Genomic DNA, 25,464 nt, shown 5'->3' on the forward strand with positions numbered 1-25,464 from the left:
AGGGAGCCCCCCGATGTCGTACCCCTCCACCAAGCGTCGTAGCCGGTTGGCCCTGGCGGCGGTGGCCGTCGCCGCGCTGAGCGGCCTGGGCCTGTCCGCCACACCGGCGAGCGCCGACACCGACGTCGTCCAGAAGAGCCTGGACGCCCTGGTCAAGGTCGACAAGTACCCCGCCGCGCTGGCGGCCGTACGAGGCCGTGACGGGCGGACCCGCAACTACACCGCCGGAGTGGGCGACCTGGAGACCAAGGCGAAGGTCCCCGTCGACGGGCAGGTACGCATCGCCAGCAACACCAAGATGTTCACCGCCACGGTCGTGCTGCAGCTGGTCGGCGAGGGAAAGATCGAGCTGGACGCGAAGGTCGAGAAGTACCTGCCCAAGGTGGTGCGCGGCAAGGGCGTCGACGGCCGCAAGATCACGGTCCGGCAGTTGCTGCAGCACACCAGCGGCCTGGCCGACTACGACGACGTCCTGATCAAGGATTATCTGACCATCCAGCACACCCACTACGAGCCGCGTGAGCTGGTGGACGCTGGGCTGACCAGCAAGAACTCCCCCACCCACGGCTGGAGCTACAGCAACACCAACTACATCTTGGCCGGGCTCATCGCGCAAAAGGTCACCGGCCGGCCGATCGGCGAGCAGATCACCCAGCGGATCATCGAGCCGCTCGGGCTGCGCAGAACGTACTGGCCGGCTCTCGGCGACCAGTCCATCCGCGGCCCGCACCCCAAGGGCTACTACGCCGCCAAGTCCGGCGACCCGTACACCGACGTCACCACGATGGACCCCTCCATGGCCTGGGCGGCCGGGCAGCTGATCTCCACCCCCACCGACCTCAACCGGTTCATGATCGCGCTACTAGGCGGCAAGCTACTCAAGCCCGAGCAGCTCAAGCAGATGAAGACCACCGTCGACGCCCCCGACTTCGACACCGTCGGCGGCTCCCGCTACGGGCTCGGCCTGGCCACCTTCAAACTCAGCTGCGGCGGCTACGCCTGGTCCCACGGCGGCTCCGCTCCCGGCTACGCCACCGCCAACGCCATCACCGACGACGGCCGGGCCGCCACCATCGCCGTCACCGCGCTGCCCACCGAACTGTCCGCCTTCAAACACTTCGAAGCCGCCCTCGACACCGCCCTGTGTGAATAACCGCAGGCAGCGACGTTCAGGAGAGCGACGGCCCCGCCGCAAGCGGACCGTCGCTCTGTTTATGCCGCATCGCATTCAGTGATGAATGCGCGCGTCTCAATGCCGCGAATAAGCCGCGTTTCCCCAGGTCAGCAGGAAATCATGAACAGCGGGTTCGCGTTTTCTGGACGAGGTTGAGGTAACTCAGTGCGACTTGACTCAGCCATTCCTGAAAGGACGGACACAATGGAACGGTCCGCATCTCATCAGCCGCCGCAGCCGACTGCGTGCTATCGACCAGGGCGTCCGCTTCGAGGTCGCGGCCCAGGCCCAGCCCCTGACCCGCACCTGTGTGACGCCCCCGCCAGCGCGCGAAGGAACCGGTCGATCCCGCGCCACGAAGAGGCGCTCTCCTTTGACATTGTCAGCTAGATCGCCATGAACCGATAGAGTCAGCCCCGGTCGTGCCACAGGTAGTCATGGAGAAGTCAGGGCAACGACCGGAATTGACCGCGGAGTGGCTGTGTGTAAAAGGCGACACGCTCTGTGAGCGACGAGTTGCCAGCATCTTGGTCACCCCCTAGTGTGCCTGAGGCATATTCACGTGTTCGGACACCTGAAGGGTTAAGGGCCGGTACAGGCATTCGGCCTGCACAGGATCCGCTCTATGGGGGCATGAATGGCGCTCAAACCGCACACGGCTTCGGCCGTGGTGGTACCAGCGGCAATGGAGTGCGGCGTGATCCCACCGCCGCGGCCCGAGGCCGCCGCCTTCGACATGCCCGCCGACCCTTGCCGTGCACTGAACGCGCGGAGCCGGTCGTGGCCCGCAGGAAGAAGACAGACGTGACCTCCACCGAGTGGGAGGCCCAGACCGCCGACTGACGACCGTCCAGCCGGACGGGCGCCCGCGACAGCGGAGAACCAAGGAAATTGACCCCATGTACCCGCACGTGCATGTGTGTCCGATTTGGGAGGTTTTGTGGTAGCTGTGGTTTCGGACTATGACAAGATCGGTGGCGCTCCCACCGTTCGTGAAGCGGTGGACCGCTTCTACACGGTCGTGCTGGACACTCCCGACCTCAAGCCGTACTTCGACGGCATCGACATGGCGCGGCTCAAGCGGCACATGGTCATGCTGCTCTGCTCCGTCCTCGGCGGCCCCGAGGTGTACGAGGGCCACGACCTGGCCGACGCGCACCGTGGCATGGGCATCACCGATGAGCACTACGACCAGGTCGGCGACATCCTCGTCACCGTGCTCCGCGACCTCGGCGCTCCTGAGGAGGTCGTGGCGAACGTCGTGGCGGTCCTGGGCCAGGTGCGCGGCTCCATCGTGGAGAAGCCCGCAGAGGCAGCCGGGTAAGTGGACACGCAAGCCTTAAAGGACAGCTGGCACCAGGTCGCCCGGTCGGGTGATCAGGTGCCGCTGTTCTTTTACTCAGCCCTGTTCCTGATGTACCCCGAGACGCGGGCCCTGTTCCCGGTGTCCATGGCCACTCAGCGGGATCGGCTCGTCAGCGCGCTGGGGCGCGTCGTCAGCAACGTCGACCACGTGGAAGACGTGGTGCCGTTCCTCCAGCAGCTCGGCCGCGACCACCGCAAGTTCGCCGTGGTCACGCAGCACTATCCCGCTGTCGGCCAGGCACTGCTGGCCACGCTGCAGCACTTCCTCGGCGATCGCTGGACACCCGCTCTGGCCAACGACTGGACGCAGGCGTACGGACTGGTCGCGAAGGTGATGACCGAAGCGGCCGAAGAGGCGTCGGCCACGACCCCGCCCTGGTGGGATGGCGAGATCATCCTGCACGAGTCGCGCGCCCCCGGCATCGCGGTGATCCGGGCTCGCCTGAACTACCCGTACCCCTTCCGCGCGGGCCAGTTCGCGTCGATCTCGGTCGGGCTGCGACCGAGAATGTGGCGGTTCTACTCCTTCGCCAACGCGCCGCGTCGCGACAACACGATTGACCTGCACGTACGGGTGGTCGACGGTGGCGCGGTCAGCACGGCCCTGGTGCACGGCGCGCAACGCGGCGACGCACTGAAGATCGGCGCACCGCTGGGCGACCGGTTGACGCTCGACACGAGCCTGCCCAAGGATCTCCTCCTGATCGCCGGCGGCACGGGCCTGGCTCCCCTCAAGGCGCTCGTGGAGCAGGTGGCCTACGAAGGGGCGCGCTGCAACATCCGCCTCTTCGTGGGTGCCCGGACCGCCCGCGAGCTGTACGACATGGAGGCACTGTCCAAGCTGGACGCCGAGCACCCATGGTTGAGTGTCGTGCCCGTCGTGTCCCATGACGGGCTCTACCGCGGTGAGCGCGGCTATGTGGTGGACGTCGCCCTGAAGGCCTGGCGTGGCCAGGAGGTCTTCGTATGCGGCTCTGAAGAGATGGTTCAGAGCACGATCGCCCGGCTGCTGGACGCCGGCGTGCCGGCCGAGCAAATCCGCTTCGACGAATTCACCAGTGCTGGAGGTAGAGAGCAGTGACGGGAGAGACGCCATGGGCACATAACCCATCGAACGACCGCCAGCCACTGACGCCGGATCGGGTACGGAACAAGGACTTCTCACGCGCCAAGCTCGGGAGCCGCGGCTACAACGCGGATGAGGTACGTACGTTCCTCCTCCGCATGGCCGACGACATAGCGGCCAGCGACACGGAGAAGGCCGACCTGCGCGCGGAGGTCGACCGGCTGCGCAACTGGTTCAAGGACCACGGCCACGACACCTCCCCGGGCGCCTCGGCCAGGCTCAACGTCGACGCGGTCAACCTCCTCTCCCGCGCTCAGCAGACGGCGGACGCCCAGATAGCCGAGGCGGAGGACTACTCCCGCAGGCTGGTGGGCCAAGCTCGCCAGCAGTACGAGCAGATCCTCCAGGAGGCGCAGCAGCAGGCGGAGGAGGCCGCCAGCCAGGCGGTCAACGTCTATCGGGCGAGTGGAGAGGTCCAGTCGGTCGAAGCCGAGGAACTGGAACGCCGCATCGCCTACCTGCGTACCTTCGCGGAGGTCACCCAGGTCCAGTTGCGCGCGGTCCTCGAAGGGCTGACCAACGAGGTCAACAAGCTGGGCACCCTGCCGGAGACGAGCCGGCAGGCCGTCGCGTACTCCTCCTTGGGCTCCTCCTCCTCAGGCTTCTCCACGAACCCGGGCTTCTCCACGGGCCCAGGCTAGTTCCGGCCGAGCCGGCCGCCGGAGAGGTCACCGACGACTCGAACCGCAGACTTCCGATCCCCGCACGCCCATGGCGTGCCGCCACGGTCCTGGACACCCGTCGGCCGGGATCTTTCGTTCGCATGCCTGATGAGAGATCCGCGTCACCGCGAGTCGCGGTAGGCGGCCGGGTCACAGTTCGGGGCATGTGATCAATCGCCACGCCTGAACCAGGCGATCATGGGTAGCGCTGAGCAACCACACCCGTAACACCGAACGGACGGACGCCCAGCATGCTCACCCTCATTCTGCTCATCTTCGCCTTGGCCTGCTTCGTGCTCGCCGCCTTCAACGTCGGCGGCGGCCGCGTCAACCTCATCGCCCTCGGTCTGGCCCTCTGGGTATTGACCGAGATCATCCCCCACATCAGCGACTTATAGCGGCCGGCCGGACTCCGCTGCCGTCCTGTGCCGTCCTGGGCAAGGACGGCAGCGGTGTGTCATGCAGGACGAAACTGCTCGATCATCGCCGCGTACCCGCTGCCGCCATGCCCATCCGCCACGGCCCGATCGGTCAAGACCTTGATGAACCTCGGAAGTTCGGCATTCACCCCGAGGGACTCACTCTCGTGGATGAGATGCTCCATCGCGGCCAGGTGCGTGTCGATGGTGGAATCAACGGCCGGGTACGCGCCGTCGTCGATCTGCCGCGCATAGGTGGACACCCAGCCGTTCACGGTTTCGATCCCCTGGCTCGCGATCGGGGCGAAGGCCGTGGCGTCCACGCCCGCCGCGCCGAGCAGGGCGGCACCCTGGAGGAAGCCGTTCAGGATGTTCCACATCAGACTCAGTACGGCCACGTCGTACAGCGCCGACAGGCCGTGGTCGTCGCCGAGGTAAGTCGTACCCTCGCCAAGACTCCTCAGGGCCGACTCGTGCGGGTCGAAGGCCGACCGCGGCCCGCTGTAGAGGAGGACGGCCTCCGCCCCGACGGCCGCGGGGGTGGCCATGATCGCTCCGTCGAGGTAGTTGCCACCCCGCCGCGTCACCCACTCCGCGGTCTCGCGGGCGCCCAGCGACGTACCGGAGGTCAGATTCACCAGGACGCGACCGTCGAGCTCCTCGCCCAGCGGATCGAGGAGGGCGCGCACGGCCTCGTAGTCCGACACGCAGACGACCACGAGCGGGCTGGCCAGGACGGCGTCGCGGACCGAGTCGGCGACCTTCGCCCCCTGGGCGGCAAGATGTTCGGCCTTCGCCGCCGTACGGTTCCACACGGTCGTGGGGTAGCCGGCGCGCAGGAACGCTCCGGCCAGCGCCTGGCCCATCAGACCGAGACCAATGACCGTCACGTCGCGATTCCGCTTCATAGTGCTCATGGCAGAATCATCAACGTTCACACCGATATGAAGGTCAAGGAGCAGCGCGCGTGCTGATCGGAGAGCTGAGCCGTCGGACCGGAGTCCGCACGCATCAACTGCGTTACTACGAGGCCCAGGGCCTGCTCGAGCCCCGCCGCGCCGCCAGCGGTTACCGCGAGTACACCAGCGATGCCGTCCTGACCGTGACTCAGATCCGGAGGCTGCTCGAAGCCGGACTGTCGACCCAGGAAATCGGTTACTTGCTGCCCTGCGCCACCGGCGCGGCCCCCGACCTCGAGCCCTGCCCCGAGCTCCTGGACACCCTGAAAGCCCGCATGCACGGCCTGGACGAGCACATCGACCTGCTCACCCGCTCCCGCCAGGTCCTCCACGACTTCATCGACGCCACCGAACAGCGCGGCGTCACTGCGAACGTCGTTGTATCGCCGCCTCCATGCGCATCGCCAGGCCGCTGATCGCCACGAGCGCGGAGACACCGAGCACCTGCCAAGGCGGGTGGCCGTTCTCGACGATGAGCGCACCCACGCAGAGCGCGAGTCCCAGCCCGAGAAGCACCGCGCCGTACGTATGCGTGCTCTCGATACCGTCGCGGTCATACGGGGGGTCGATGCGCCGAGCGGGCTTATCGGGCTCGTTCACAGCCCGGAGCATCCCACGTCGCCGGTAAATGGGGAAGTGTCGGTTGGTACGAGGATACGAACGCGGAAAGTTCTGCTGGCCGAACGGACGATGAGAAACGTCCCCACCAGCGGCAGCCTTGAGAAATCCCCGCTTTGGAAGGACTCCCGGCTTGATCACCGATTGGACCCGCCAGGCCCTCCCGGCCATGCTCGACGACCTCAAAGCAGTGGTCGAGCTGGAAACCCACAGCTCCGACAAGGCCATGCTGGTCAAGGGACTGCACGCGATCCGCGCCCGGGCCGTCGACCTCCTCGGCCCGCCCGACGCGGAGGTCCGGCACGACGGCGGACCGTACGGTGACATCCTGGAGCTGGCCTACCAGGGCACCGCGCCCGGCACCGTGCTGATGCTCAGCCACTACGACACTGTCTGGCCCACGGGGACCCTGGCCGAATGGCCGTTCACGGTGGTCGACGGCAAGGCCACCGGGCCGGGCGTGTTCGACATGAAGTCGGGCCTGGTGCAGTCGATCTGGGCACTGCGCGGGCTACGCGAGCTGGGGCTGCCGCATCCGAGCGTGCGCTTCCTGTTCAACGGGGACGAGGAGATCGGCAGCCCGGCCTCACGCGAGCACATCGAGTCCGCGAGCGCGGACGCGCTGGCGAGCCTGGTCTTCGAGGCGTCACTCGACGGCGCGCTCAAGACCGCCCGTAAGGGCGTGGGGCTGTTCGACCTGAGCGTGACCGGGGTGGAAGCGCACGCGGGGCTCGACCCGTACGCGGGGGCGAACGCGATCCACGCCCTGGCCGAGATCGTCACCACCCTGGCCGGCTCCGCCTCGCGCGAGCGCGGAACCACCGTGAACATCGGCGTGATCACCGGCGGCACCGGCCGCAACGTCACGGCCGGTCACGCGAGCTGCGGGATCGACGTGCGAGTGACCGAACCGTCCGAGATGGGACGGATCGACGACGTGTTCGCCGGCCTGCGGGCCGCCGATCCACGGGTGACGATCTCCGTGACCGGCGAGTGGAACCGGCCGCCCATGACCCCGAACCCCGCCTCTCAGCGGCTGTTCAAGGAGGCCCGGGAGGTGGCGGCCGGGCTCGGCTGGCCGCTGGACGAGGTGTCGGTCGGGGGCGCCAGCGACGGCAACTTCATCTCGGCGCTCGGGCGGCCCGTGCTGGACGGCATGGGCGCGGTGGGCGACGGGGCACACGCTCGGCACGAGCACCTGCTGGTCGAGCACATCCCGAAGCGCCTGGCTCTGACGATCGGCCTGCTCACGGCTCTCGCCTGAGGTCCTCATGTGACGGCGGCGGGGATGCTGGCGGTGACCGTGAAGCCTCCCTCACCGTCGTCCCCCGCGCTGAAGGTGCCGCCGAGCAGGGTCACCCGGCGATTGAGCCCGGTCAGGCCCATCCCGGAGCCGGCACCGGTCAACGTGGGATCGACGCTCCGCCGAGGCGGCACGTTACGCACCTCGACGTCGGCCCGGTCGCCGGGATAGGCGATGGTGACGGTGACCGGCGCCCCGGGGGCATGCTTGCGGGCATTGGTCAGCGACTCCTGTACCACCCGGTAGACGGCGCGGGCCACCACCGCGGGCACCGTACCGGGATCGCCCTCGACGCGCAGCGCCGCGCGGTCGGCTGCCGCCAACGCGGCCAGGTCGCCGCCGGTGTCGTCGTCGGGACGCTCGGCGGGCGACATCCGGACCCCTGTGCTCATCACCCGCATGAGGTCGCGCAGCTCGGTGAGGGTGCGCGTGCCGGCGAGCCGGATCTGCTCGGCCGCGGCGCGGGCGTCGTCGTCGCGGGTGGTGACGCGCAGGGCGTCGGCGTGCAGGACGATCTCGGTGACGTGGTGGGTGACGATGTCGTGCAGCTCGGCGGCCAGGCGCCGGCGTTCGCCGGTCTCGGCTCGCTCGGCGAGCAGGTGGCGTTCGGAGTCGGCCAGCTCGGCTCGCTTGCGCAGCGACCGTACGAGTTCGCTCCTGGCCTTCAGGTAGAGGGCGATCAGGGCGGGAAGCGCGGTGGCCGACAGCGCCACGTACAGCGTCCCCCATGAGGGGGACCAGATCGGGATCGCCGGCACCGCCAGGACCGCGGCGCAGGCGAACGCCTGCCGCCAGGGCAGCAGGACGACCAGGAACGACACCACGATCGGGGCCGCCACGGGCGGGGCGACCCGCTCCACACCCGGCGCCAGCGCGAACACCGTCGTGACCGCGACGGCCAGCGCTCCCACCGTCCACGGGAAGCGGATCACCAGCGGCAGGGACGCGTCGAGCAGGAGGTTCAGGGCCAGCTCGGTGAGCGAGGCGGCGCCGCGAGCGTACGCGACATACAGGACGATCTGGATGATAGCGCACAGCACGGCCGCTCCGAAGGCGGCCCAGAGCATGATCCTCCGGTCGCTGACAATGAGCTCCGGTCTGGAGAAACGTGGCAATGCGCGCACGGCGGACACCTAGTCGAGGAGACCGGCCTGGTGGGCGAGCAGGGCGGCCTGCGTACGGTGGGTGAGGTCGAGCTTGACCAGGAGGCGGGAGACGTAGCTGCGGACGGTGGTCTCCGACAGGAACAGTCGCCCCGCGATCTCCGGATTGGTCAGCCCATCGCCGAGGCAGGCCAGCACCTCGCGTTCGCGCTCGGCGAGCGCGGCCACCCGCGACCGGGCGGTGTCGCGCCGCTCGTCCCCTCTGGACGACCGCGCGAGCAGTCTGCGCGCCGCGCTCGGTGACATCACCACGTTCCCGTCGGCCGCCACCTTGACCAGGTTGATCAGGTCTTCTGCCGGAGTGGCCTTCACCAGGAAGCCCCCGGCGCCGGCCTCCAGGGCACCGAGCACGTGCTCGTCGGAGTCGAACGTCGTGAGCGCGATGACAGCGGGTGGCGAGGCGAGCGCCGCGATCTCCTTCGTCGCGGTGATCCCGTCAACGCCCGGCATCCGGAGATCCATCAGAACGACGTCCGGCTGGTTACGCAGGACCTCCTCGACCGCTTCCGCCCCGTCACGGGCCTCGCCGACCACCTCGATCTCCGCGCTGGAGCCGAGAATCGCCGTGAGATGCCGGCGGACCATCGGGTCGTCGTCGGCGAGCAGAACCCTGATCGACATCCGCACAGTCTGCCATTCCGCGCGATGGTGCCCGCAGGCACCATCGCCTGCTCAATCGGCGATTCCGCTCCAGAAGCCGCATCGGTGCTCGGCGCTGAGGTCGACCGGGCCGATGCCGCCCTGCCCTGCGGGCTTCAGGCTGAGGACGGTCTGGCCGGACGGTGCGAAGGCGGGCCATATGGGTGCGCCCGCGACCTTGGGCCGCCCGGTGTGGGCGAAGGACGTCCAGTAGCCGATCATCTGCTCGGCCAGCCGCCACTGCTCCGGCGTCATGCCGTCTTCTGGCCGGCCGTCCAGGTCGAACAGGTAGGGCAGGTCGCTGGCATGCTGGGCACCGAGCGGGAATTCGGACGGGGTGCCGATGATGTTGGGCGCCTTGGCGTCGGCGAACTCATAGGCGTACACCGTGGTGCGGGTGGTCATCGCCTTTCCCGTCTCCAAGGTCGGGCAGGCCCAGGCCCGGTCGCTGCTCACCGTCGCCCAGGCCAGGCCGGGAGAGGTGAAGTCCGTCAGCGGATATTCCCGCAGCACCGCGTTCGCGTGCTCGCCGAACGCGCCCTTCATCAACTGCGGGTAGTTCTCGGCGGTCACCGGGAACCCGGCCTGTGCGGCGCCGGCCACGAAGCCGTTGCTCTCGCTCTTGGTAGCGCCGGAGATCATCGGCACCCGCGGGAACCTGCCCTCGCGCAGCGCCCGCACCGGGTCGAGCGGCAGCAGCGGCGTGCCGTACGCGACATTGTTGCCGAAGCTCCCGTTGACCTTCATCAGCTCGGAGACCGGCTTGGCCCGCAGGCAGTCCAGCTCCTTGCCCGCTACGCAGCCCAGCTGTTCGGCCGCGGCCAGGCCAGCGTCCCAGCTCTTCTTCAGTGAACGGTACGGCTGTATCGCGCCCACACTCGGGATCGGAAGATAGGTACCGTTCGGCCAATCGAGCATGCACGTCCCCGACTGCATGGCAGCCTTGTCGATCAGGCCGCGCGTGGCCGGCGAGGTCAGCAGCGCGCAGGTGCTTATCCCGCCGGCGGACTGACCGAACAGCGTCACGTTGTCCGGGTCGCCGCCGAAGGCCGCGGCGTTGCGCTGCACCCATCTCAGGGCTTCGACCTGGTCGGCCAGCCCGAAGTTCCCCGAGCCGGGCAGTCCCGGCAGCGAGAGGTAGCCGAAGGCCCCCAGCCGATAGTTGGGCGTCACCACCACCACGTCGCCCTGGTCGGCCAGCCGCCGCGCGTTGTAGATGCTGCCGGAGCCGGTGAGGAAACCGCCCCCGTGCAGCCACACCATCACGGGCCGCGGCCCGCGCGACGGCTTGGCGGGCGCGGTGACGTCGAGGAACAGACAGTCCTCCCCGCCGAGCTGCTTACCCGCCTCCACCTGCAGGCACGGCCGGCCGGGCTTGGTGGCGTCGGCCACCCCCCGCCAAGGCGCGACCCGCACCGGCTCCTTCCACCGCAGCCGCTCCACCGGCGGCTGCGCGAAGCGGATCCCCGAGTACGTCCTTACCCTGCCGTCGTCCACCCCCCGGATCCGGCCCGAGTCCAGCTGCACGATCGGCGTCGTCGGCGCCGCCTGGGCGGCGGCTTGCGTGACGCCCGCGGTCATGGCCAGACAGCCGCCGGCGACCACAGCGAGCAGCCGCCTCGCCATTGAAATGGATCTTGTTGCGCTCATGCGGCCAGCCTCGCGTCCGCCCCGGGCTCGCCGTCACGTGCGGACGTTGCGGCCTGGCGATCGGTTGTTGCGAATGGGTGCGACCAAGGATTTATTTCTCGGGTACGGGAGTGCCGCCGCAGCCGCGGTCGATGCGCCCGGTGTCGAAGTACGACACGAGTTCGGCGGCGCAGTCCGGCACCCTCAGGACGGATCCGTGCACGTCGTCGTCAACGGTGAAGACGGTGCCGATGGCCGCGTGCATCTGCCGGGTCCATTCGTACAGGCCCAGCGACAATCCTGCTCCCTCGTGCGGGGGAGCAGGATCACCACGTGGGGGGAGGCCGCCCGACCGACGGCTCCGGAAGGCTCGGTAATGCAGAGACCAGCCGGTTGAGAGGGGTTCGGGGGCAGATGGACGTTTCGAGCGTAGGTGCGCGATGGAGCCGGGTGCGCAGGCTCGCCGGGTATGGCGCGGCGCTCAGCATGTCGCTGTACTTGGCCGTCAAGGTCGTCTGGATCGCGGCGGGCCTGTTCGGGCACGCTCCGGACGGTTACGGCACCGCGGACTGGGTGCTGCTGAACGTCGTCACCGTGGTGATGGCGGCGACCGGGATCGCCCTCGGGCTGGCGCTGGCCCAGCCGTGGGGCCGTCGGCTGGCGGCCGTACCGGTGATCTTCTTTTCCTGGGTGGGCGCGGGCTTTCTGGTCCCGATGCTTCCGTACGTGATGATCAGCAGTTTGTTCGGGGGCGACGGTTCCGGCTCGGCCGCGCAGGGGGAGGAGGTCTTCATCGCCATCGGCTTCGCCGGGATGGCGGTGGGGCTGGCCGTGGCCCTGCCGATCTACCTGAGGGAGCGATGGCCGCGGCCCTTCCTGGGCCGGGTCGGTGACGGCCCGGCACACTCATCGGCGCTGGTGACGGTGGCGATGACGGTAGCCGTCGGGCTGGGCCTGCTCTGGTCGTCCTGGGCACTGGGCGGGACGCTGGGCCTCGACCCGGCGTCACGCGCCCAATTGGAGCTCAACGATCGGCTGTTGAGCGGGAGCTCCGGGCTGTGGGCGCTGCTCGGAGCCTGGAGCGTGTGGACGCTCACGCGTGGCCGCCCCGCCCGGCTCCGGCGGTGGGTTCCGATGACGCTGGCCTTCGGGGCGTCCGGCTCGTTGTTCGCGTGGAGCGGCTGGAAGCTGCCGATGGTGATTCTGCGGCCTGGCGGGTTCGTGACCGGCGAATACACGGCGGTCGCGATCGTCGAACACACCTTGGGCATCGGCGTGGGCCTGACCCTCCTGGCCGCCATCCTGAGCTCCGCACATGATCGGACACCGACTACTGGGATGCCGACTCCTTAGGGCGGATGACGCCTGGTTCTCTCTCAGATGTGGCGTACGGCGGCGCGCAGGCATTCGGCCAAGTGATGGACGTCGGATTCCGTTGTCAGCCAGTTGGAGAAGGCGGCGCGCAGCGCGGGCACGCCGTCCAGGACGGTGGGCGTGAAAAACGCCTCGCCGGCGAGGCGTTCGCCGAGCGCGGCCAGTCGCTCGGCGGTGGGGTCGGCGGCCAGGGTGAAGCACACGACGTTGAGCCGGACGGGCGCCAGCAGCCGCAGACCGGGGATGTTCTCGATGGCCTCGCCCAGTAGCCGGGCGCAGGCGACGCACCGTTCGGTGATCTCGCGGTGGCCGTCCCGTCCGTAGGAGCGCAGGGTGAACCAGGCGGCCAGCGCCCGCAGACGCCGGGAGTTCTCCGGTGTGAGGTGGCCGCTGTCGGGCGTGTCACCGAGCGGGCCGAGGTAGGCGGCGGCGTTCTGGAACACGGCCGTCTGCAGATCCGGGCGGCGCGTGAACTGAAGGGCGCTGTCGTACGGCACGTTCAGCCATTTATGCAGGTCGACACAGATGGAGTCGGCCAGGTCAAGGCCGTCGCACAGGTGGGCGTGGGCGGGGGAGACGGCGGCGAAGGCGCCGAAAGCGGCGTCCACGTGCAGCCAGAAGTCGTGACGCTCGCGCAGCGCCGCGATGGCGCGCAGGTCGTCGAAGTCGGCGGTGTTGACGGTCCCGGCGTTGGCCACCACGACGCACGGGCCGTCCACCTGGCGCAGCGCGAGCTCCAGCGCCGCCGGGTCGACGCACTCCCGCCCCGGGCTGGTGGGTACGGTCACCAGGGCCCGGCGCCCGAGCCCGAGCATCGACAGGCCCTTGGCCACGCTGGAGTGCGCGGTGCCCGACAGCACCGTCACCGGCCCGAGCGCGCCGACCCCGTCCTCGGCCGGCGAGACGCCGGTCCGTTCGCCGATCCACTCGCGGGCGATGGCGAGCCCGACGGTGTTGGACATGGTCGCGCCGCTGACGAACGTTCCGTGGTGGTCGCCGGAGAGCCCGAACAGGGTGCGCAGCCAAGCGATCGTCTGGCGTTCCAGGTGCTGCCCCGCCGCGTCGAGAGAGGTGAAGGAGTTCTGGTCCCAGGTCGCGGTCAACCAGTCACCCGCCAACGCGGCCGGTGTGACACCTCCGGTGACGAAACCCCAGTAGCGCGGCCCGGCGCTCGCCGACAGCGTCGGCTCCCAGCGCGCGGTGAACTCCTCAAGCGCCGCTCTCAACCCCTCGCCCCGCACGGGCATCGCAGCCGGCTCGGGGATCGGGGCCGTGGGGACGACCTCCCGTTCCGCCAGGCGCCCCAGAAGGTCGGCACTGTGCTCCGAAACCACCCGCAACAGCTCGGGCAGCTGGTCACGGTCGGCGGCGAGTGTGGGGTGCATGGTGGTGGTTCTCCCTTCGTCTGGAACGATTTACGACGGTATGCGGGCCACCTACCCAGCCGCCTGGTCCAATCGTGGAAAACTGGACCAGTGAGGATCGGAGAGCAGCAGCTGGCCAGGGCTCTGCGGTCTTGGCGCGACACGGGGGAGCCACTCGGCACGGCGCTGGCCCGCGCTGTGCGGGAAGCGTTGCTGGACGGCCGCATCCGCGCCGGAAGCGAACTGCCCGCCGAGCGCCGCCTGGCCGCGACGCTCGGGGTCAGCCGGGGCACGGTAACGGCCGCCCTGGCGGGGCTGCGCGAGACCGGATGGGTCCATACGCGGCATGGCAGCGGCAGCATCGTGCGGCTGCCCCCAGCGGCGGCCGAGCGTGTCGCCCCGCTCTCGGCGTCCGGGGAAACCGGGTCGACGATCGACCTTCGCCGGGCCGTCCCGGCCGCGCCGCAGCAGCCGTACCTGGAGGCCATGCGACGGGCGGCCGATCGGGCCGGGCCCGTTCTGGCCGAACACGGGGAGCCGGGACCGGGGCTGCCCGAACTGCGCGCGATGATCGCCACGCGCTACAGCCGTGAGGGGACGGCCACCCGGCCCGAGCAGATCCTGGTCACCAATGGGACGCGGGCCGCGCTGACCCTGCTGGCGGCCCATTTCCGGCCCCGCCTCACGGCGGTGGAGATACCCACGTACTTCGACGCGCTCCACGTGCTGCGCGCCGCCGGTACGAGGCTGGTCGGCTTCCGGGTCACCGGCGACGGATGGGACCTCGACCAGCTGGAGTCCTCCTTCGCCGCCGCGCGCGGCCACCTCGCCTACCTGGTGCCCGACTTCCATAACCCGACCGGGGCGCTGATGTCCCCACATGTCCGCCGCGCCGTCGCCGAACTGGCCGCCCGCCATCAAGTGACCGTGATCGCCGACGAGACACTGCGCGACCTCGACCTGCGCGAGAAGCCGGCCGGCCTGCCACGGATCGCCGGCGCGCTGCTCATCGGGTCGGCCAGCAAGTCGGTATGGGGCGGGTTGCGTGTCGGCTGGATCCGCGCCCGAGCCTCGCTCGTTCGTGACCTACAGGACCACCCCCTGGCCGGGCCCCTGTCCGCGTCGCCCATGCAACAACTCGTCGCCGCCGAACTCCTGAGCGACCTCCAGCAGGTGCTCGAACTGCGCCGGGAGGAGTTGCGCGCACAGCGCGACCACCTCTGTGCCCTGCTCGACGGCGACGATCGCTGGCGCTTCACCCGCCCGCCCGGCGGGCTGGCCCTGTGGCTGCGGCTGAGCGCGACACCCGCCGACACTGTCGTGCGCCACGCGGACGAGCACGGAATCGCGCTCGTCGCGGGCCCACGCTTCGCGGCCGACGCCACCCTGACCCACTACCTGCGCGTCCCGTTCACCCCGCCGCACCCCGTCCTGGATCGCGTCGCCGCAGTCCTGGACGACGCCTGCTCGGAAGGTCGGGGGCCGTCCTAAGGGCTATGAGCTGGGTCCCCCGACGACGGGTTGAGGTCCGGTCACGGCCTAGTGAGGGCCAAACGATCAAAAGGCCGGATCCACGATCTCGGGATCCAGCCTCTGAACTGCTCGAACTGTGTGGGGCTACCAGGACTTGAACCTGGGACCTCTTCCTTATCAGGGAAGCGCTCTAACCGTCTGAGCTATAGCCCCGCGTACGCCAAACCGTATCGCATCCCCAGCAGGGAAGGCGAACCGGTTGTTCGGACGAGGAAAAGCTTACCGCCTCTCCGTAGTTGCTCGCGCCGCCCCCGAAAGATCGACGGGCGACGCGAGCCCAAAAGCCGCAAAACGACGAGCCACAGAACCACGTACAACAGACCGAAAGCTACTCAGCCTCGCTGAAGGTCACCTCGACGCCGCCCACCAGGTCGGAGGCGACGTTGTAGATGACCGCCCCCAGCGTGGACAGTGCCGTGATTAGCACCACGTTCACCGCGCCGATGAGGGCGGTGTAGCCGAGGATGCGGACCGGCTCGAACCAAGAGGCGATGTCGATCGGGATCGAGTTTTGTCCCTGCTCGCCCTTGCCGAGCTGGTTGACCAGGTCCACGAGCGAGTCGAACACGCCCAAGGCGGACAGCACGCCGTACAGGACGGCCACTGCCACGAACAGCACCACGAAGCAGACGAGGGAGACCACGAAGCTGAACTTCATGGCCGACCACGGCTCGACGCGACGCAGGACCAGGTGGGCCTTGCGGGGGAGACGGGCCCCCGCGGAGCCGGAGGACTTCTTCTTGGGCATCTCGACAAGCGGAGGGGCCTCGGAAGTCAGCGAGGGACGGAGGCGGACGGTCTCGTTGCCCTCCGTCGTCTGCTCCTCCCCTGGCTGACCCGTGACCGGCGGCACTACTCCTTGCGGAGGCGTCGCCTTCTCCTCGTCGACCGGTCCGTCGAAGATCTCGGTTTCATTGGGCTTCTTCGGCTGCTGGCCGTTGTCCCGGGCCGCCTTAGTCCTGGCGGAGCCACCCTGGGCGCTCATGACCTACTCTCCTCCCCCGTCTTCCTCAATCTCCACCGAAGTCTCCATGGACTCGGCGTTCCGGGCGAGGGCCACCACGCTGTCGCCTTCGGCGAGATTCATCAAACGCACTCCCATGGTCTGGCGGCCGGACTGCTTGATCTCCCCGGCACTCGTCCGGATCACCCCGCCGGCGGACGTGATCGCGAAGACCTCATCCTCTGGGTTGACCATGACTGCTCCGACCAGCTTGCCACGGGAACTGACGATTTTCGCAGTCAGCACGCCCCTACCGCCACGTCCTTGAACTGGATACTGCTCGACGGGTGTCCGCTTTGCGTACCCAGCCTTCGTGGCGATAAGCACATGTTGACCATCGGCAATTCTATTCATGGCGAGAAGTTCGTCACCATCAAGGAATCTCATACCGATGACGCCGCTCGTCGCCCGCCCCATCGGGCGCAGCGCATCGTCGGAGGCGGTGAAGCGGACGGACTGCGCGCCCTTGGAGACGAGCAGCAGGTCGTCCTCCTCGGAGACCAGGCGGGCCCCGATGACCTCGTCGTCGTCCCGCAGGTTGATCGCGATCAGACCACCGGACCTGGGGGAGTCGTACTCCGACAGGCGGGTCTTCTTCACCAGGCCGCTGCGGGTGGCGAGCACGAGGTAAGGGGCGACGTCGTAGTCACGCAGGTCGAGGACCTCCATTACTGTCTCGTCGGGCTGCATGGCCAGCAGGTTCGCCAGGTGCATGCCCCGCGCGTCGCGCGCGGCGTCGGGGAGTTCGTACGCTTTGACGCGGTAAACGCGGCCTTTGTTCGTGAAGAACAGCAACCAATGATGGGTCGTCGTGACGAAGAAGTGGTCGACGATGTCGTCCTGGCGCAGCTGCGCGCCCCTGACACCCTTGCCACCACGCTTCTGCGCCCGGTAAAGGTCGGTACGGGTGCGCTTGGCGTAGCCACCGCGAGTGATGGTGACGACGATCTCTTCCTCGGCGATGAGGTCTTCGATCGACATGTCGCCGTCGTACGCGACGATCTCGGTCTGGCGGTCGTTGCCGAAGCGGGCGACGATCTCGGCCATCTCGTCACCGACGATCTGCCGCTGCCGGGGCTCCGAGCTCAGGATGTCCTGGTAGTCGGCGATCGCCGTCATCAGCGCGTCGTACTCGTCCTGGATCGCCTGGCGCTCCAGGGCGGCGAGCTTGCGCAGCTGCATGTCGAGGATGGCCTGGGCCTGGATCTCGTCGATCTCCAGCAGCGTCATCAGGCCGCCCTGGGCCTCCGCGGCCGACGGCGAGCGCCTGATCAGCGCGATGACCTCGTCCATCCGGTCGAGCGCCTTGAGCAGCGCCCGCAGGATGTGGGCCCGCTCCTCGGCCTTGCGCAGCAGGTAGCGCGTCCGCCGGACGATGACCTCGATCTGGTGCGCCACGTAGTAGGTGATGAACTGGTCGAGCCGCAGCGTACGCGGCACCCCGTCGACCAGGGCCAGCATGTTGGCGCCGAAGGTGTCCTGGAGCTGGGTGTGCTTGTACAGGTTGTTGAGGACGACCTTGGCGACGGCGTCGCGCTTGAGCACGATGACCAGCCGCTGGCCGACCCGCGACGACGACTCCTCGCGGACGTCGGCGATGCCGGTGACCTTGCCCTGCTTGACCAGCTCAGCGATCTTGTAGGAGAGGTTGTCGGGGTTGACCTGGTAGGGGAGTTCGGTGACGACGAGGGCGTGCCGGCCCTTGTTGTCCTCCTCGACCTCGACGACGGCGCGCATGGTGATCGAGCCGCGGCCGGTGCGGTAGGCGTCCTCGATGCCCCGGCGGCCGACGATCAGGCCCTTGGTCGGGAAGTCGGGGCCCTTGACCCGCGCGATGGCCGCCTCGAGCAGCTCCTCTTCGGAGGCCTCGGGGTTGTCCAGCGACCACTTGACGGCCTCGGCCACCTCGCGCAGGTTGTGCGGCGGGATGTTGGTCGCCATGCCGACCGCGATGCCGCCCGAGCCGTTGACCAGCAGGTTGGGGAAGCGCGCCGGGAGTACGACGGGCTCCTGGGAGCGGCCGTCGTAGTTGGGCTGGAAATCGACGGTGTCCTTGTCGATGTCGCGCAGCATCTCCATGGCGATGGGCGCGAGCTTGCACTCGGTGTAGCGCATCGCCGCGGGCGCGTCGTTGCCCGGAGAGCCGAAGTTGCCCTGCCCGTCGACCAGCGGGTGGCGCAGCGACCACGGCTGCGCCAGGCGTACGAGGGCGTCGTAGATCGAGGAGTCGCCGTGGGGGTGGTAGGAACCCATGACGTCACCGACGACGCGCGAGCACTTGAAGTAGCCGCGGTCGGGGCGGTAGCCGCCGTCGTACATCGCGTAGAGCACGCGGCGGTGCACCGGCTTGAGACCGTCACGCACGTCCGGCAGGGCACGCGAGACGATGACCGACATCGCGTAGTCCATGTAGCTGCGCTGCATCTCGGTCTGGATGTCGACCGGTTCGATGCGGTCCGAAGACGGTGGAGGCGGAGTGTTCACTTCCGTCACGTGTGAAGATCCTTTTCTACTGTACGGCCGTGCGCTACACGTCTAGGAAACGGACATCTCGCGCATTGCGGATGATGAAGGCTCTGCGTGCCTCGACGTCCTCACCCATGAGCACGCTGAACATCTCGTCGGCCTGGGCCGCGTCATCGAGCGTGGCCTGGAGCAGGACGCGGCTGTCGGGGTTCATGGTGGTTTCCCACAGCTGGTTGGCGTTCATCTCGCCGAGACCCTTGAACCGCTGGACCCCGTCGTGGGCACGGGGGTCACGCTTGCCGCGGCCGATGCCGTCCTCGATGATCGCGTCGCGTTCGCGGTCGGAGTAGGCGTAGGAGGCGTCGTCGCCCTTGCGGTCCCACTTGATCTTGTAGAGCGGCGGCTGCGACAGGTAGACGTGGCCGCCCTCGATCAGCGGGCGCATGAACCTGAACAGCAGCGTCAGCAGCAGCGTGGTGATGTGCTGGCCGTCGACGTCGGCGTCGGCCATCAGGATCAGCTTGTTGTAGCGCAGCTTGCTGATGTCGAACTCGTCGTGCACGCCGGTGCCCATGGCCGTGATCAGCGACTGGACCTCGGTGTTCTGCAGGACCTTGTCGACCCGGGCCTTCTCGACGTTGAGGATCTTGCCGCGGATCGGCAGGATCGCCTGGAAACGCGAGTCGCGGCCGCCCTTGGCCGAACCGCCGGCCGAGTTGCCCTCGACGATGAACAGCTCGCACTTGTCGGGGTCGTTCCACTGGCAGTCGGCCAGCTTGCCCGGCAGGCCGCTGCCCGACTCCAGCAGCGACTTGCGCCGCGTCAGGTCACGGGCCTGGCGAGCCGCGAGGCGGGCCCTGGCGGCCTGCAGCGACTTGTTGATGATGTCCTTGGCCTCGCCCGGGTTGCGCTCGAACCAGGCGCGCAGGTGGTCGTTGCAGGCCTTCTGGACGAACGACTTGGCCTCGGTGTTGCCGAGCTTCGTCTTGGTCTGCCCCTCGAACTGCGGGTCGGCCAGCTTGATCGAGACGATCGCGGTCAGGCCCTCGCGGACGTCCTCGCCGGAGAGGTTGTCGTCCTTGCCCTCCTTGAGGAACTTCTGCTCGCGCGCGTAGCGGTTGACGATCGACGTCAGCGCCGCGCGGAAGCCCTCCTCGTGGGTGCCGCCCTCAGCCGTGTTGATGGTGTTGGCGAAGGTGTAGACGGACTCGCTGTAGGAGTTGTTCCACTGCATGGCGATCTCTACGGAGACGCCGTCGCCGTGCTCCTCGAAGTCGATGACCGACGCGTGCGCGGGCTCCTTCTTGGAGTTGAGGTGCGTCACGAAGTCGGACAGACCGCCCTGGTAGCAGTAGGTGACCTCGACGACGTCGCCGTTGACGTGGTCGGGCCGCTCGTCGCGCAGCACGATCGTCAGGCCCTTGTTGAGGAAGGCCATCTCCTGGAAGCGCCGCGAGAGCGTCTCGAAGTTCCAGGTGGTGGTCTCGAAGATCGACTCGTCGGCCCAGAACGTGATCGTGGTGCCGGTCTCGGTGGTCTCCCCATCCGTCGCCAGCGGCGCGGTCGGCTTGGAGTGCTCGTAGCGCTGCCGCCAGATGTGGCCGTTCTGCTTGACCTCCACCTCCATCGCGGTGGACAGCGCGTTGACGACGGCCGAGCCGACGCCGTGCAGACCTCCGGACACGGCGTACGACTTGCCGTCGAACTTGCCGCCCGCGTGCAGCGTGGTCAGCACGACCTCGACGGCGGAACGCTTCTCGACCGGGTGGATGCCGGTCGGGATGCCGCGGCCGTTGTCGATGACCCGCACACCGTTGTCGGCGAGCAGGGTGACGTCGATGCGGTCGGCGTGGCCGGCGAGGGCCTCGTCCACCGAGTTGTCGACGATTTCGTAGACCAGGTGATGCAGACCGCGCTCACCGGTCGAGCCGATATACATACCCGGGCGCTTGCGAACCGCCTCAAGCCCTTCGAGTACGGTGATTGAGCTAGCGTCGTAGGACAAGTGCCAAATCCTCCTGCCGCGGACACGCGGCTGGGGAGGCGACACATGTCAAGCTGCCCCTGCCGTGCCCGTCACCGTCGTGAGTGCCCCGTTGCGTTGATCACCCGGGGGAATCGGCGCTGTATGCGTGCCGGGGGTGACACGCAAACGGACGTGTCCGGAATCCAGTTTCATTCTACCGGCTCTGAGGGCCCAAGGTGGCATTGAACGCGCCTGTAACGGCCTGTCGCTTGATTTCCCCCTCTTCGAGCATCCCCCCACAGGAAGGGGGGTCATCGCGTCTGCGGCTCTCTGATGGGTTTTCTCGCGGATCCGGCCCATGGGTTTGTCGCCGATCCGGCTCAGCCGTAGGTGTCTCCCGGGCCCTTGCTGCCGGTCACCCTCAGGCCCCCGGCCGCGCGCGGTGCGTTCTGCGGGCCTCTGACCTTCACCTTCGTCACCGTGCCGTGTCCGAGCTCCTCGTTGAGCCGGCGTACGAGAGTGCGCGCGAGCAGGCGTACCTGGGTCGCCCACGCGGTGGAATCGGCCAGGATGAGCACCTCGCCGTCGTCGAACGAATCGGGCTTGGTGTGCGCGGCGAGCTCGGGACCGACGATGTCGGACCAGCGGCCGAACACTCCGCCGACGGCCGCCGACCGCTCCCAGCCGCGGTCGGCCAGCAGGTCGGAGATCGCGCGTCCGAAAAGCTGTGGATCGCCGGCGTCCCTGCGCGCCGCCCCCGCCCTGCGCCTGGGCTCGCGGCGGGGGAGTTGGCCGCGCTTGGCCGCGTCGGCCTTGGCCTGGGCCAGCTTCTCCCTGGCCATCGCCGCGCCCCTGGCCGTGGGGTTGTCATCGGCGGGCACCCGGGATGTGCCGTCGGCGGATCCTTGGCGGTTGCTGTCAGCGGACACGCGTCACGCTCCCTTCTGCGACGTCGAACCTGGCCCCGATCAACTCCCCGGGCACGTCGTCGGCCACCGCCGCGGTGATGAGCACCTGCTCGGCGGGGGCGACGATCTCGGACAGGCGGCGCCTGCGCTGACTGTCGAGCTCGGCGAAGACGTCGTCCAGGATCAGCACCGGGTCGCCGCCCTCGGCCCGGAGCAGGTCGTAGGCGGCCAGCCGGAGCGCCAGCGCGAACGACCACGACTCGCCATGGCTGGCGTAGCCGCGCGCGGGCAGCTCGCCGAGGCCCAGGATCAGGTCGTCGCGGTGCGGGCCGACGAGCGTGACACCTCGCTCCAGCTCGGCCGCGCGGACTTCCAATAGCCGCTCGCGGAGTCGTTCTTCAAGGGTTTTCCCCAAGTCTGTGGATAACGTCTGTGTATCGGAAGATCCCGTCTCACCGGGGACTTCGTCCTCAGCCGCGTCGCCGCCTGTGGACAAACTGCTGCGATAGGCCAGTGTCGCGGGGGCACTCGTGGGGGCCAGCGCGGCATAGGCTCCGGCGACCAGCGGGCGCAACGCGTCGATGAGATCGAGCCGCGCTTGGAGGAGCTCCGCGCCGTGTCTCGCCAGATGCGCGTCCCAGACCTCCAGAGTGCTCAGGACGTCTCCGGCGCCCGCCGCTGAGAATCCTGTGTCACTCTCGGCCCTTCGGGCGCTCCTGGCCCCTCTGCGGGCCTGGGAGGCGGCACGCAGGAGCGCTCCTCGCTGCTTCAGCACGCGGTCGTAGTCGGCGCGTACGCCGGCGAAGCGCGGAGTGCGGCTCACCAGCAGCTCATCGAGGAAGCGCCGCCGCTCAGAGGGGTCGCCCTTGACCATCGACAGGTCCTCGGGGGCGAACAGCACCGTGCGCAGCAGGCCGATGACGTCGCGCGGCCTGGACACGGGGGAGCGGTTGAGCCGGGCGCGGTTGGCGCGCCCCGGGTTGATCTCCAGCTCGACCAGCGCCCGCCGGTCGTCCCTGTGGATGGCGCAGCGCACGATGGCCCGGCTCGCGCCCCGTCGTACGAGAGGCGCGTCGCTCGCCACCCGGTGGCTGGAGTGCGTCGCGACGTAGCCGAGGGCTTCGACCAGGTTGGTCTTGCCCTGGCCGTTGGGCCCCACGAACGCCGTGACGCCCGGCTCCAGGCCAAGCTCCACGGAGGCGTAGGACCGGAAGTCGGTCAGCGACAGATGGGCGACGTGCACCCCAAGAAGGTTAGTGGGCCACGCAGCTCACTGGGGTCACCGGCGTGCGCCTGTGGAAAACCGGCATCGGATAAATCGATATCGGCTCAGCGCACGTTCGGCGGGGTCACGTCGGCGCCGGGGGAGTCGGCGCCCATGCCCGTCGAGCCCTCCGCCGAGGCGATCGGGTGGCCGCCGAACTGGTTGCGCAGCGCGGCCACCACCTTCATCGCGGGCGGGTCCTCCTGACGCGAGGCGAACCTGGCGTACAGCGCGGCGGTGATCACCGGCAGCGGCACGGCGTGGTCCACCGCGGCCTGCACGGTCCACCGGCCCTCGCCGGAGTCCTGTGCGTAACCGCGCAGCTCCTCGAGGTGCTCGTCGCTGTCGAGCGACCGCACCAGCAGGTCGAGCAGCCAGGAGCGGATGACGGTGCCGGTGCGCCAGCTGCTGAAGCAGCCCTTGACGTCCTTGACGATGTCGGAGGCTTCCAGGAGCTCCCAGCCCTCGGCGAAGGACTGCATCATGCCGTACTCGATGCCGTTGTGGACCATCTTGGCGAAGTGTCCCGCGCCGACCTCGCCCGCGTGGACGAAGCCGTCCTCGCCTTCGGGCTTGAGCGTCTCGAAGATCGGCATCATGTGCTGGACGACCGGCTCGTCGCCCCCGCACATCAGCGCGTAGCCGTTCTGCAGACCCCAGACGCCGCCGCTCACGCCGCAGTCGACGAAGCGGATGCCGCGCTCGGCGAGCTCGGCGGCGTGCTTCTGGTCATCCACATAGTGTGAATTACCGCCGTCGATGACGATGTCGCCCTCGGAGAGGAGTTTGCCGAGCTCGTCGACCGTCTGCTGGGTGGGTTTGCCGGCCGGGACCATCACCCAGACCGCGCGCGGCGTCTCCAGCCTGTCGACCAGCTCTTTCAAGCTGCCGACGTCGCTGGCCTCCCGGTTGTGGTCATAGCCCACGACCTCGTGACCTCCGCGGCGCAGCCTTTCGGCCATGTTGCCGCCCATCCTGCCAAGTCCGACCATGCCGATCTGCATGATGTACCAACTCCCCTAGTCAGGCCTCCATAATCCCCGATGGGATTTTCAGCTCGACAAGCGGATCGGCATGATCAGGTATCGGTAGTCGGGCACTCCGCCGTCATCCACAGGCTTTCCACCGGTGAGGATGGCGGGTTTGGTGGACGTGGTCATCTGCAGCCGGGCGACGTCCGAGTCGATCGCGCCCAGCCCTTCCAGCAGGAACTGGTGGTTGAAGGCGATGTTCATCTCCTCGCCCTCGTAGTCGACCGGCAGCACCTCGACGGCCTGGGCCTCGTCGCCGCTGCCGGCCTCCAGCACGACCTCGCCGCTCTTGAACGCCAGGCGTACCGGAGTGTTGCGCTCGGCGACCAGGGCCACGCGCTTGACCGCTTCGACGAACGAGCCTGTGGACAGGTCGGCGCGCGCCGAGAACTCCGTCGGCAGCAGCGAGCGGTATTTGGGGAACTCGGGGTCGAGCAGCCGCGTCGTGGTCCGCCGCCCGGCGCTGGAGAAGCCGATCATGCCCTCGCCGGTGCCGCCCGCCGAGCTGAGCGCGATCTCCACCTCGGCGCCGGTCGCGCCGAGCGCCTTGGCCGAGTCGGCGAGCGTCTTGCCGGGGATCATCGCGATCGCCGCGAAGTCGGGCTGGTCGGGCTGCCATTTCAGCTCGCGTACGGCCAGGCGGTAGCGGTCGGTCGCGGCGAGGGTCACGGTGTCGCCCTCGATCTCCATCCGTACGCCGGTGAGCATGGGCAGCGTGTCGTCCCTGCCCGCGGCGACGGCGACCTGGCCGACTGCGGCGGCGAAGACGTCGCTGCCCACCCGGCCGGCGGCCGGCGGCATGGCCGGCAGCGACGGGTAGTCCTCCACAGGCATGGTCAGCAGGGTGAACCGGGCGCTGCCACAAGTGACGACCGCCTTGGCTCCCTCCACGACGAAGTCCACAGGCTGTGCGGGAAGCGCGCGGGTGATCTCGGCGAGCAGCTTGCCGGAGACCAGGACGACGCCGGCCTCACCGGTGTGGAGTTCGAGCGTCACCTCGGCGGAGACCTCGTAGTCGAAGCCCGACAGCTTCAGCTGCTGGTCCTCGGTGACCTCCATCCGCATTCCGGCGAGAACGGGGACCGACGGTCGCGCGGGCAGGCTGCGTGCCGTCCATGCCACCGCCTCAGCGAGGACGTCTCGCTCGATTCGGAACATCACGGTCATCAGCCTCCTGAGTTCGTCGTTGATTCAAGTGTTGCCTCTCCCGCACCCGAGTTCCGGGAGAACCCCTCTATGGGTCTTGAGTTTCTTAGTAAGAGAGATAGGTGGTCTTCACACTAGGGGCTGTGGATAGTGTGGACAACGGGCGTTTCCCCTGGTCAGCTTGCGTGGCGTCGCCCACATGCTCGGTGGATTACGCCTGGGGGAAACTTCGCCGCCTGGGGATGAAGGTTCGTTGCCCACAGCTCGTCCCCAGATCATGGTGCGTTCATCCACTGGTCATCCACCGGCTTTCCACAGGTTATCCACGGGATAAACGGCCTCGCGGGAGACC

The 25,464-nt window shown here is 68.5% G+C and carries 23 protein-coding genes and 1 tRNA gene; 9 read left to right on the forward strand and 15 right to left on the reverse strand.

The genetic code is table 11. The annotated features are described in order from the left end of the window. Positions 1-13: 13 nt before the first annotated feature. The 5 genes from ACIBO2_RS19035 (at position 14) to ACIBO2_RS19055 (ending at position 4,725) form a co-directional block, all read left to right on the forward strand. The gene (locus ACIBO2_RS19035) at positions 14-1,153 is read left to right on the forward strand and encodes a serine hydrolase domain-containing protein (RefSeq protein ID WP_358534297.1); all 1,140 of its coding nucleotides are present in this window, start codon (positions 14-16) and stop codon (positions 1,151-1,153) included. 961 nt (positions 1,154-2,114) lie between these two features. Continuing rightward, on the forward strand, positions 2,115-2,498 hold the full coding sequence (locus ACIBO2_RS19040) for a group 1 truncated hemoglobin (RefSeq protein WP_358534299.1): 384 nt from the start codon (positions 2,115-2,117) through the stop codon (positions 2,496-2,498). Between the two features lie 57 nt (positions 2,499-2,555). Then, a complete protein-coding gene (locus ACIBO2_RS19045; protein WP_358534301.1) occupies positions 2,556-3,620 on the forward strand; it encodes a globin domain-containing protein in 1,065 nt (354 codons plus the stop codon). Then, positions 3,617-4,306: a DivIVA domain-containing protein gene (locus tag ACIBO2_RS19050; RefSeq protein WP_358534303.1), complete on the forward strand. Its 690-nt coding sequence runs from the start codon at positions 3,617-3,619 to the stop codon at positions 4,304-4,306. Before ACIBO2_RS19045 ends, ACIBO2_RS19050 begins: the two co-directional genes overlap by 4 nt. A 272-nt stretch (positions 4,307-4,578) precedes the next feature. Beyond that, positions 4,579-4,725, forward strand: a complete 147-nt coding sequence (locus ACIBO2_RS19055; RefSeq protein WP_357938195.1) for a hypothetical protein — start codon at positions 4,579-4,581, stop codon at positions 4,723-4,725. Positions 4,726-4,784: 59 nt separating this feature from the next. On the opposite strand, the gene ACIBO2_RS19060 is transcribed toward ACIBO2_RS19055, so the two are convergent. Next, complete coding sequence (locus tag ACIBO2_RS19060; RefSeq protein ID WP_358534305.1) at positions 4,785-5,663, reverse strand: NAD(P)-binding domain-containing protein; 879 nt, start codon at positions 5,661-5,663, stop codon at positions 4,785-4,787. Between the two features lie 50 nt (positions 5,664-5,713). Between ACIBO2_RS19060 and ACIBO2_RS19065 the strand changes: the two genes are divergently transcribed. Further along, positions 5,714-6,121: a MerR family transcriptional regulator gene (locus ACIBO2_RS19065; protein ID WP_397298156.1), complete on the forward strand. Its 408-nt coding sequence runs from the start codon at positions 5,714-5,716 to the stop codon at positions 6,119-6,121. Here ACIBO2_RS19065 and ACIBO2_RS19070 read toward each other — a convergent pair. Beyond that, positions 6,069-6,305, reverse strand: coding sequence for a hypothetical protein (locus ACIBO2_RS19070; protein ID WP_397298158.1), 237 nt, complete (start codon positions 6,303-6,305; stop codon positions 6,069-6,071). The two genes, ACIBO2_RS19065 and ACIBO2_RS19070, sit on opposite strands and share 53 nt — an antisense overlap. 187 nt (positions 6,306-6,492) lie before the next feature. On the opposite strand from ACIBO2_RS19070, the gene ACIBO2_RS19075 reads away from it, so the two are divergent. Beyond that, on the forward strand, positions 6,493-7,587 hold the full coding sequence (locus tag ACIBO2_RS19075; protein WP_397298582.1) for a M20 family metallopeptidase: 1,095 nt from the start codon (positions 6,493-6,495) through the stop codon (positions 7,585-7,587). A 5-nt stretch (positions 7,588-7,592) separates the two neighbouring features. Here the strand turns inward: ACIBO2_RS19075 and ACIBO2_RS19080 are convergent, their stop codons facing one another. The 4 genes from ACIBO2_RS19080 to ACIBO2_RS19095 all read right to left on the reverse strand — a co-directional run bounded on the left by ACIBO2_RS19080 (position 7,593) and on the right by ACIBO2_RS19095 (position 11,355). Then, positions 7,593-8,750: a sensor histidine kinase gene (locus ACIBO2_RS19080; protein ID WP_397298160.1), complete on the reverse strand. Its 1,158-nt coding sequence runs from the start codon at positions 8,748-8,750 to the stop codon at positions 7,593-7,595. Positions 8,751-8,759: 9 nt separating this feature from the next. After that, complete coding sequence (locus ACIBO2_RS19085) at positions 8,760-9,410, reverse strand: response regulator transcription factor (RefSeq protein ID WP_358534316.1); 651 nt, start codon at positions 9,408-9,410, stop codon at positions 8,760-8,762. A gap of 51 nt (positions 9,411-9,461) precedes the next feature. Next, the gene (locus tag ACIBO2_RS19090) at positions 9,462-11,054 is read right to left on the reverse strand and encodes a carboxylesterase/lipase family protein (RefSeq protein ID WP_397298162.1); all 1,593 of its coding nucleotides are present in this window, start codon (positions 11,052-11,054) and stop codon (positions 9,462-9,464) included. 115 nt (positions 11,055-11,169) lie between these two features. Then, positions 11,170-11,355 carry an alpha/beta hydrolase gene (locus ACIBO2_RS19095; protein WP_397298164.1) on the reverse strand — a complete coding sequence of 62 codons (186 nt, stop codon included), beginning with the start codon at positions 11,353-11,355 and terminating at the stop codon, positions 11,170-11,172. A gap of 152 nt (positions 11,356-11,507) precedes the next feature. On the opposite strand from ACIBO2_RS19095, the gene ACIBO2_RS19100 reads away from it, so the two are divergent. After that, a complete protein-coding gene (locus tag ACIBO2_RS19100; RefSeq protein WP_397298166.1) occupies positions 11,508-12,410 on the forward strand; it encodes a hypothetical protein in 903 nt (300 codons plus the stop codon). A gap of 23 nt (positions 12,411-12,433) precedes the next feature. Here the strand turns inward: ACIBO2_RS19100 and ACIBO2_RS19105 are convergent, their stop codons facing one another. After that, a complete protein-coding gene (locus ACIBO2_RS19105) occupies positions 12,434-13,816 on the reverse strand; it encodes a pyridoxal phosphate-dependent decarboxylase family protein (protein WP_397298167.1) in 1,383 nt (460 codons plus the stop codon). A gap of 90 nt (positions 13,817-13,906) precedes the next feature. Between ACIBO2_RS19105 and ACIBO2_RS19110 the strand changes: the two genes are divergently transcribed. After that, on the forward strand, positions 13,907-15,286 hold the full coding sequence (locus tag ACIBO2_RS19110) for a PLP-dependent aminotransferase family protein (RefSeq protein ID WP_397298169.1): 1,380 nt from the start codon (positions 13,907-13,909) through the stop codon (positions 15,284-15,286). A gap of 121 nt (positions 15,287-15,407) precedes the next feature. Here the strand turns inward: ACIBO2_RS19110 and ACIBO2_RS19115 are convergent. The 8 genes from ACIBO2_RS19115 to dnaN form a co-directional block, all read right to left on the reverse strand. Next, a tRNA-Ile gene (locus ACIBO2_RS19115) sits at positions 15,408-15,481 on the reverse strand. Between the two features lie 175 nt (positions 15,482-15,656). Continuing rightward, entirely contained in the window at positions 15,657-16,313 is a 657-nt protein-coding gene (locus ACIBO2_RS19120) for a DUF3566 domain-containing protein (protein ID WP_358534328.1), read from the reverse strand. Between the two features lie 3 nt (positions 16,314-16,316). Further along, entirely contained in the window at positions 16,317-18,824 is a 2,508-nt protein-coding gene (gene gyrA / locus ACIBO2_RS19125; protein ID WP_358534330.1) for a DNA gyrase subunit A, read from the reverse strand. Positions 18,825-18,858: 34 nt separating this feature from the next. After that, the gene (gene gyrB, locus ACIBO2_RS19130; protein ID WP_358534332.1) at positions 18,859-20,802 is read right to left on the reverse strand and encodes a DNA topoisomerase (ATP-hydrolyzing) subunit B; all 1,944 of its coding nucleotides are present in this window, start codon (positions 20,800-20,802) and stop codon (positions 18,859-18,861) included. A 341-nt stretch (positions 20,803-21,143) separates the two neighbouring features. Beyond that, positions 21,144-21,692 carry a DUF721 domain-containing protein gene (locus ACIBO2_RS19135; protein ID WP_358534334.1) on the reverse strand — a complete coding sequence of 183 codons (549 nt, stop codon included), beginning with the start codon at positions 21,690-21,692 and terminating at the stop codon, positions 21,144-21,146. Next, positions 21,682-22,914 carry a DNA replication/repair protein RecF gene (gene recF, locus ACIBO2_RS19140; protein WP_397298173.1) on the reverse strand — a complete coding sequence of 411 codons (1,233 nt, stop codon included), beginning with the start codon at positions 22,912-22,914 and terminating at the stop codon, positions 21,682-21,684. Before recF ends, ACIBO2_RS19135 begins: the two co-directional genes overlap by 11 nt. An 86-nt stretch (positions 22,915-23,000) precedes the next feature. Next, entirely contained in the window at positions 23,001-23,939 is a 939-nt protein-coding gene (gnd, locus tag ACIBO2_RS19145; RefSeq protein WP_358534338.1) for a phosphogluconate dehydrogenase (NAD(+)-dependent, decarboxylating), read from the reverse strand. A gap of 48 nt (positions 23,940-23,987) precedes the next feature. Next, the gene (gene dnaN / locus ACIBO2_RS19150) at positions 23,988-25,127 is read right to left on the reverse strand and encodes a DNA polymerase III subunit beta (RefSeq protein WP_358534824.1); all 1,140 of its coding nucleotides are present in this window, start codon (positions 25,125-25,127) and stop codon (positions 23,988-23,990) included. Positions 25,128-25,464: the final 337 nt, after the last annotated feature.

The organism is Nonomuraea sp. NPDC050022, from assembly GCF_044460705.1.
Lineage (GTDB): Bacteria > Actinomycetota > Actinomycetes > Streptosporangiales > Streptosporangiaceae > Nonomuraea.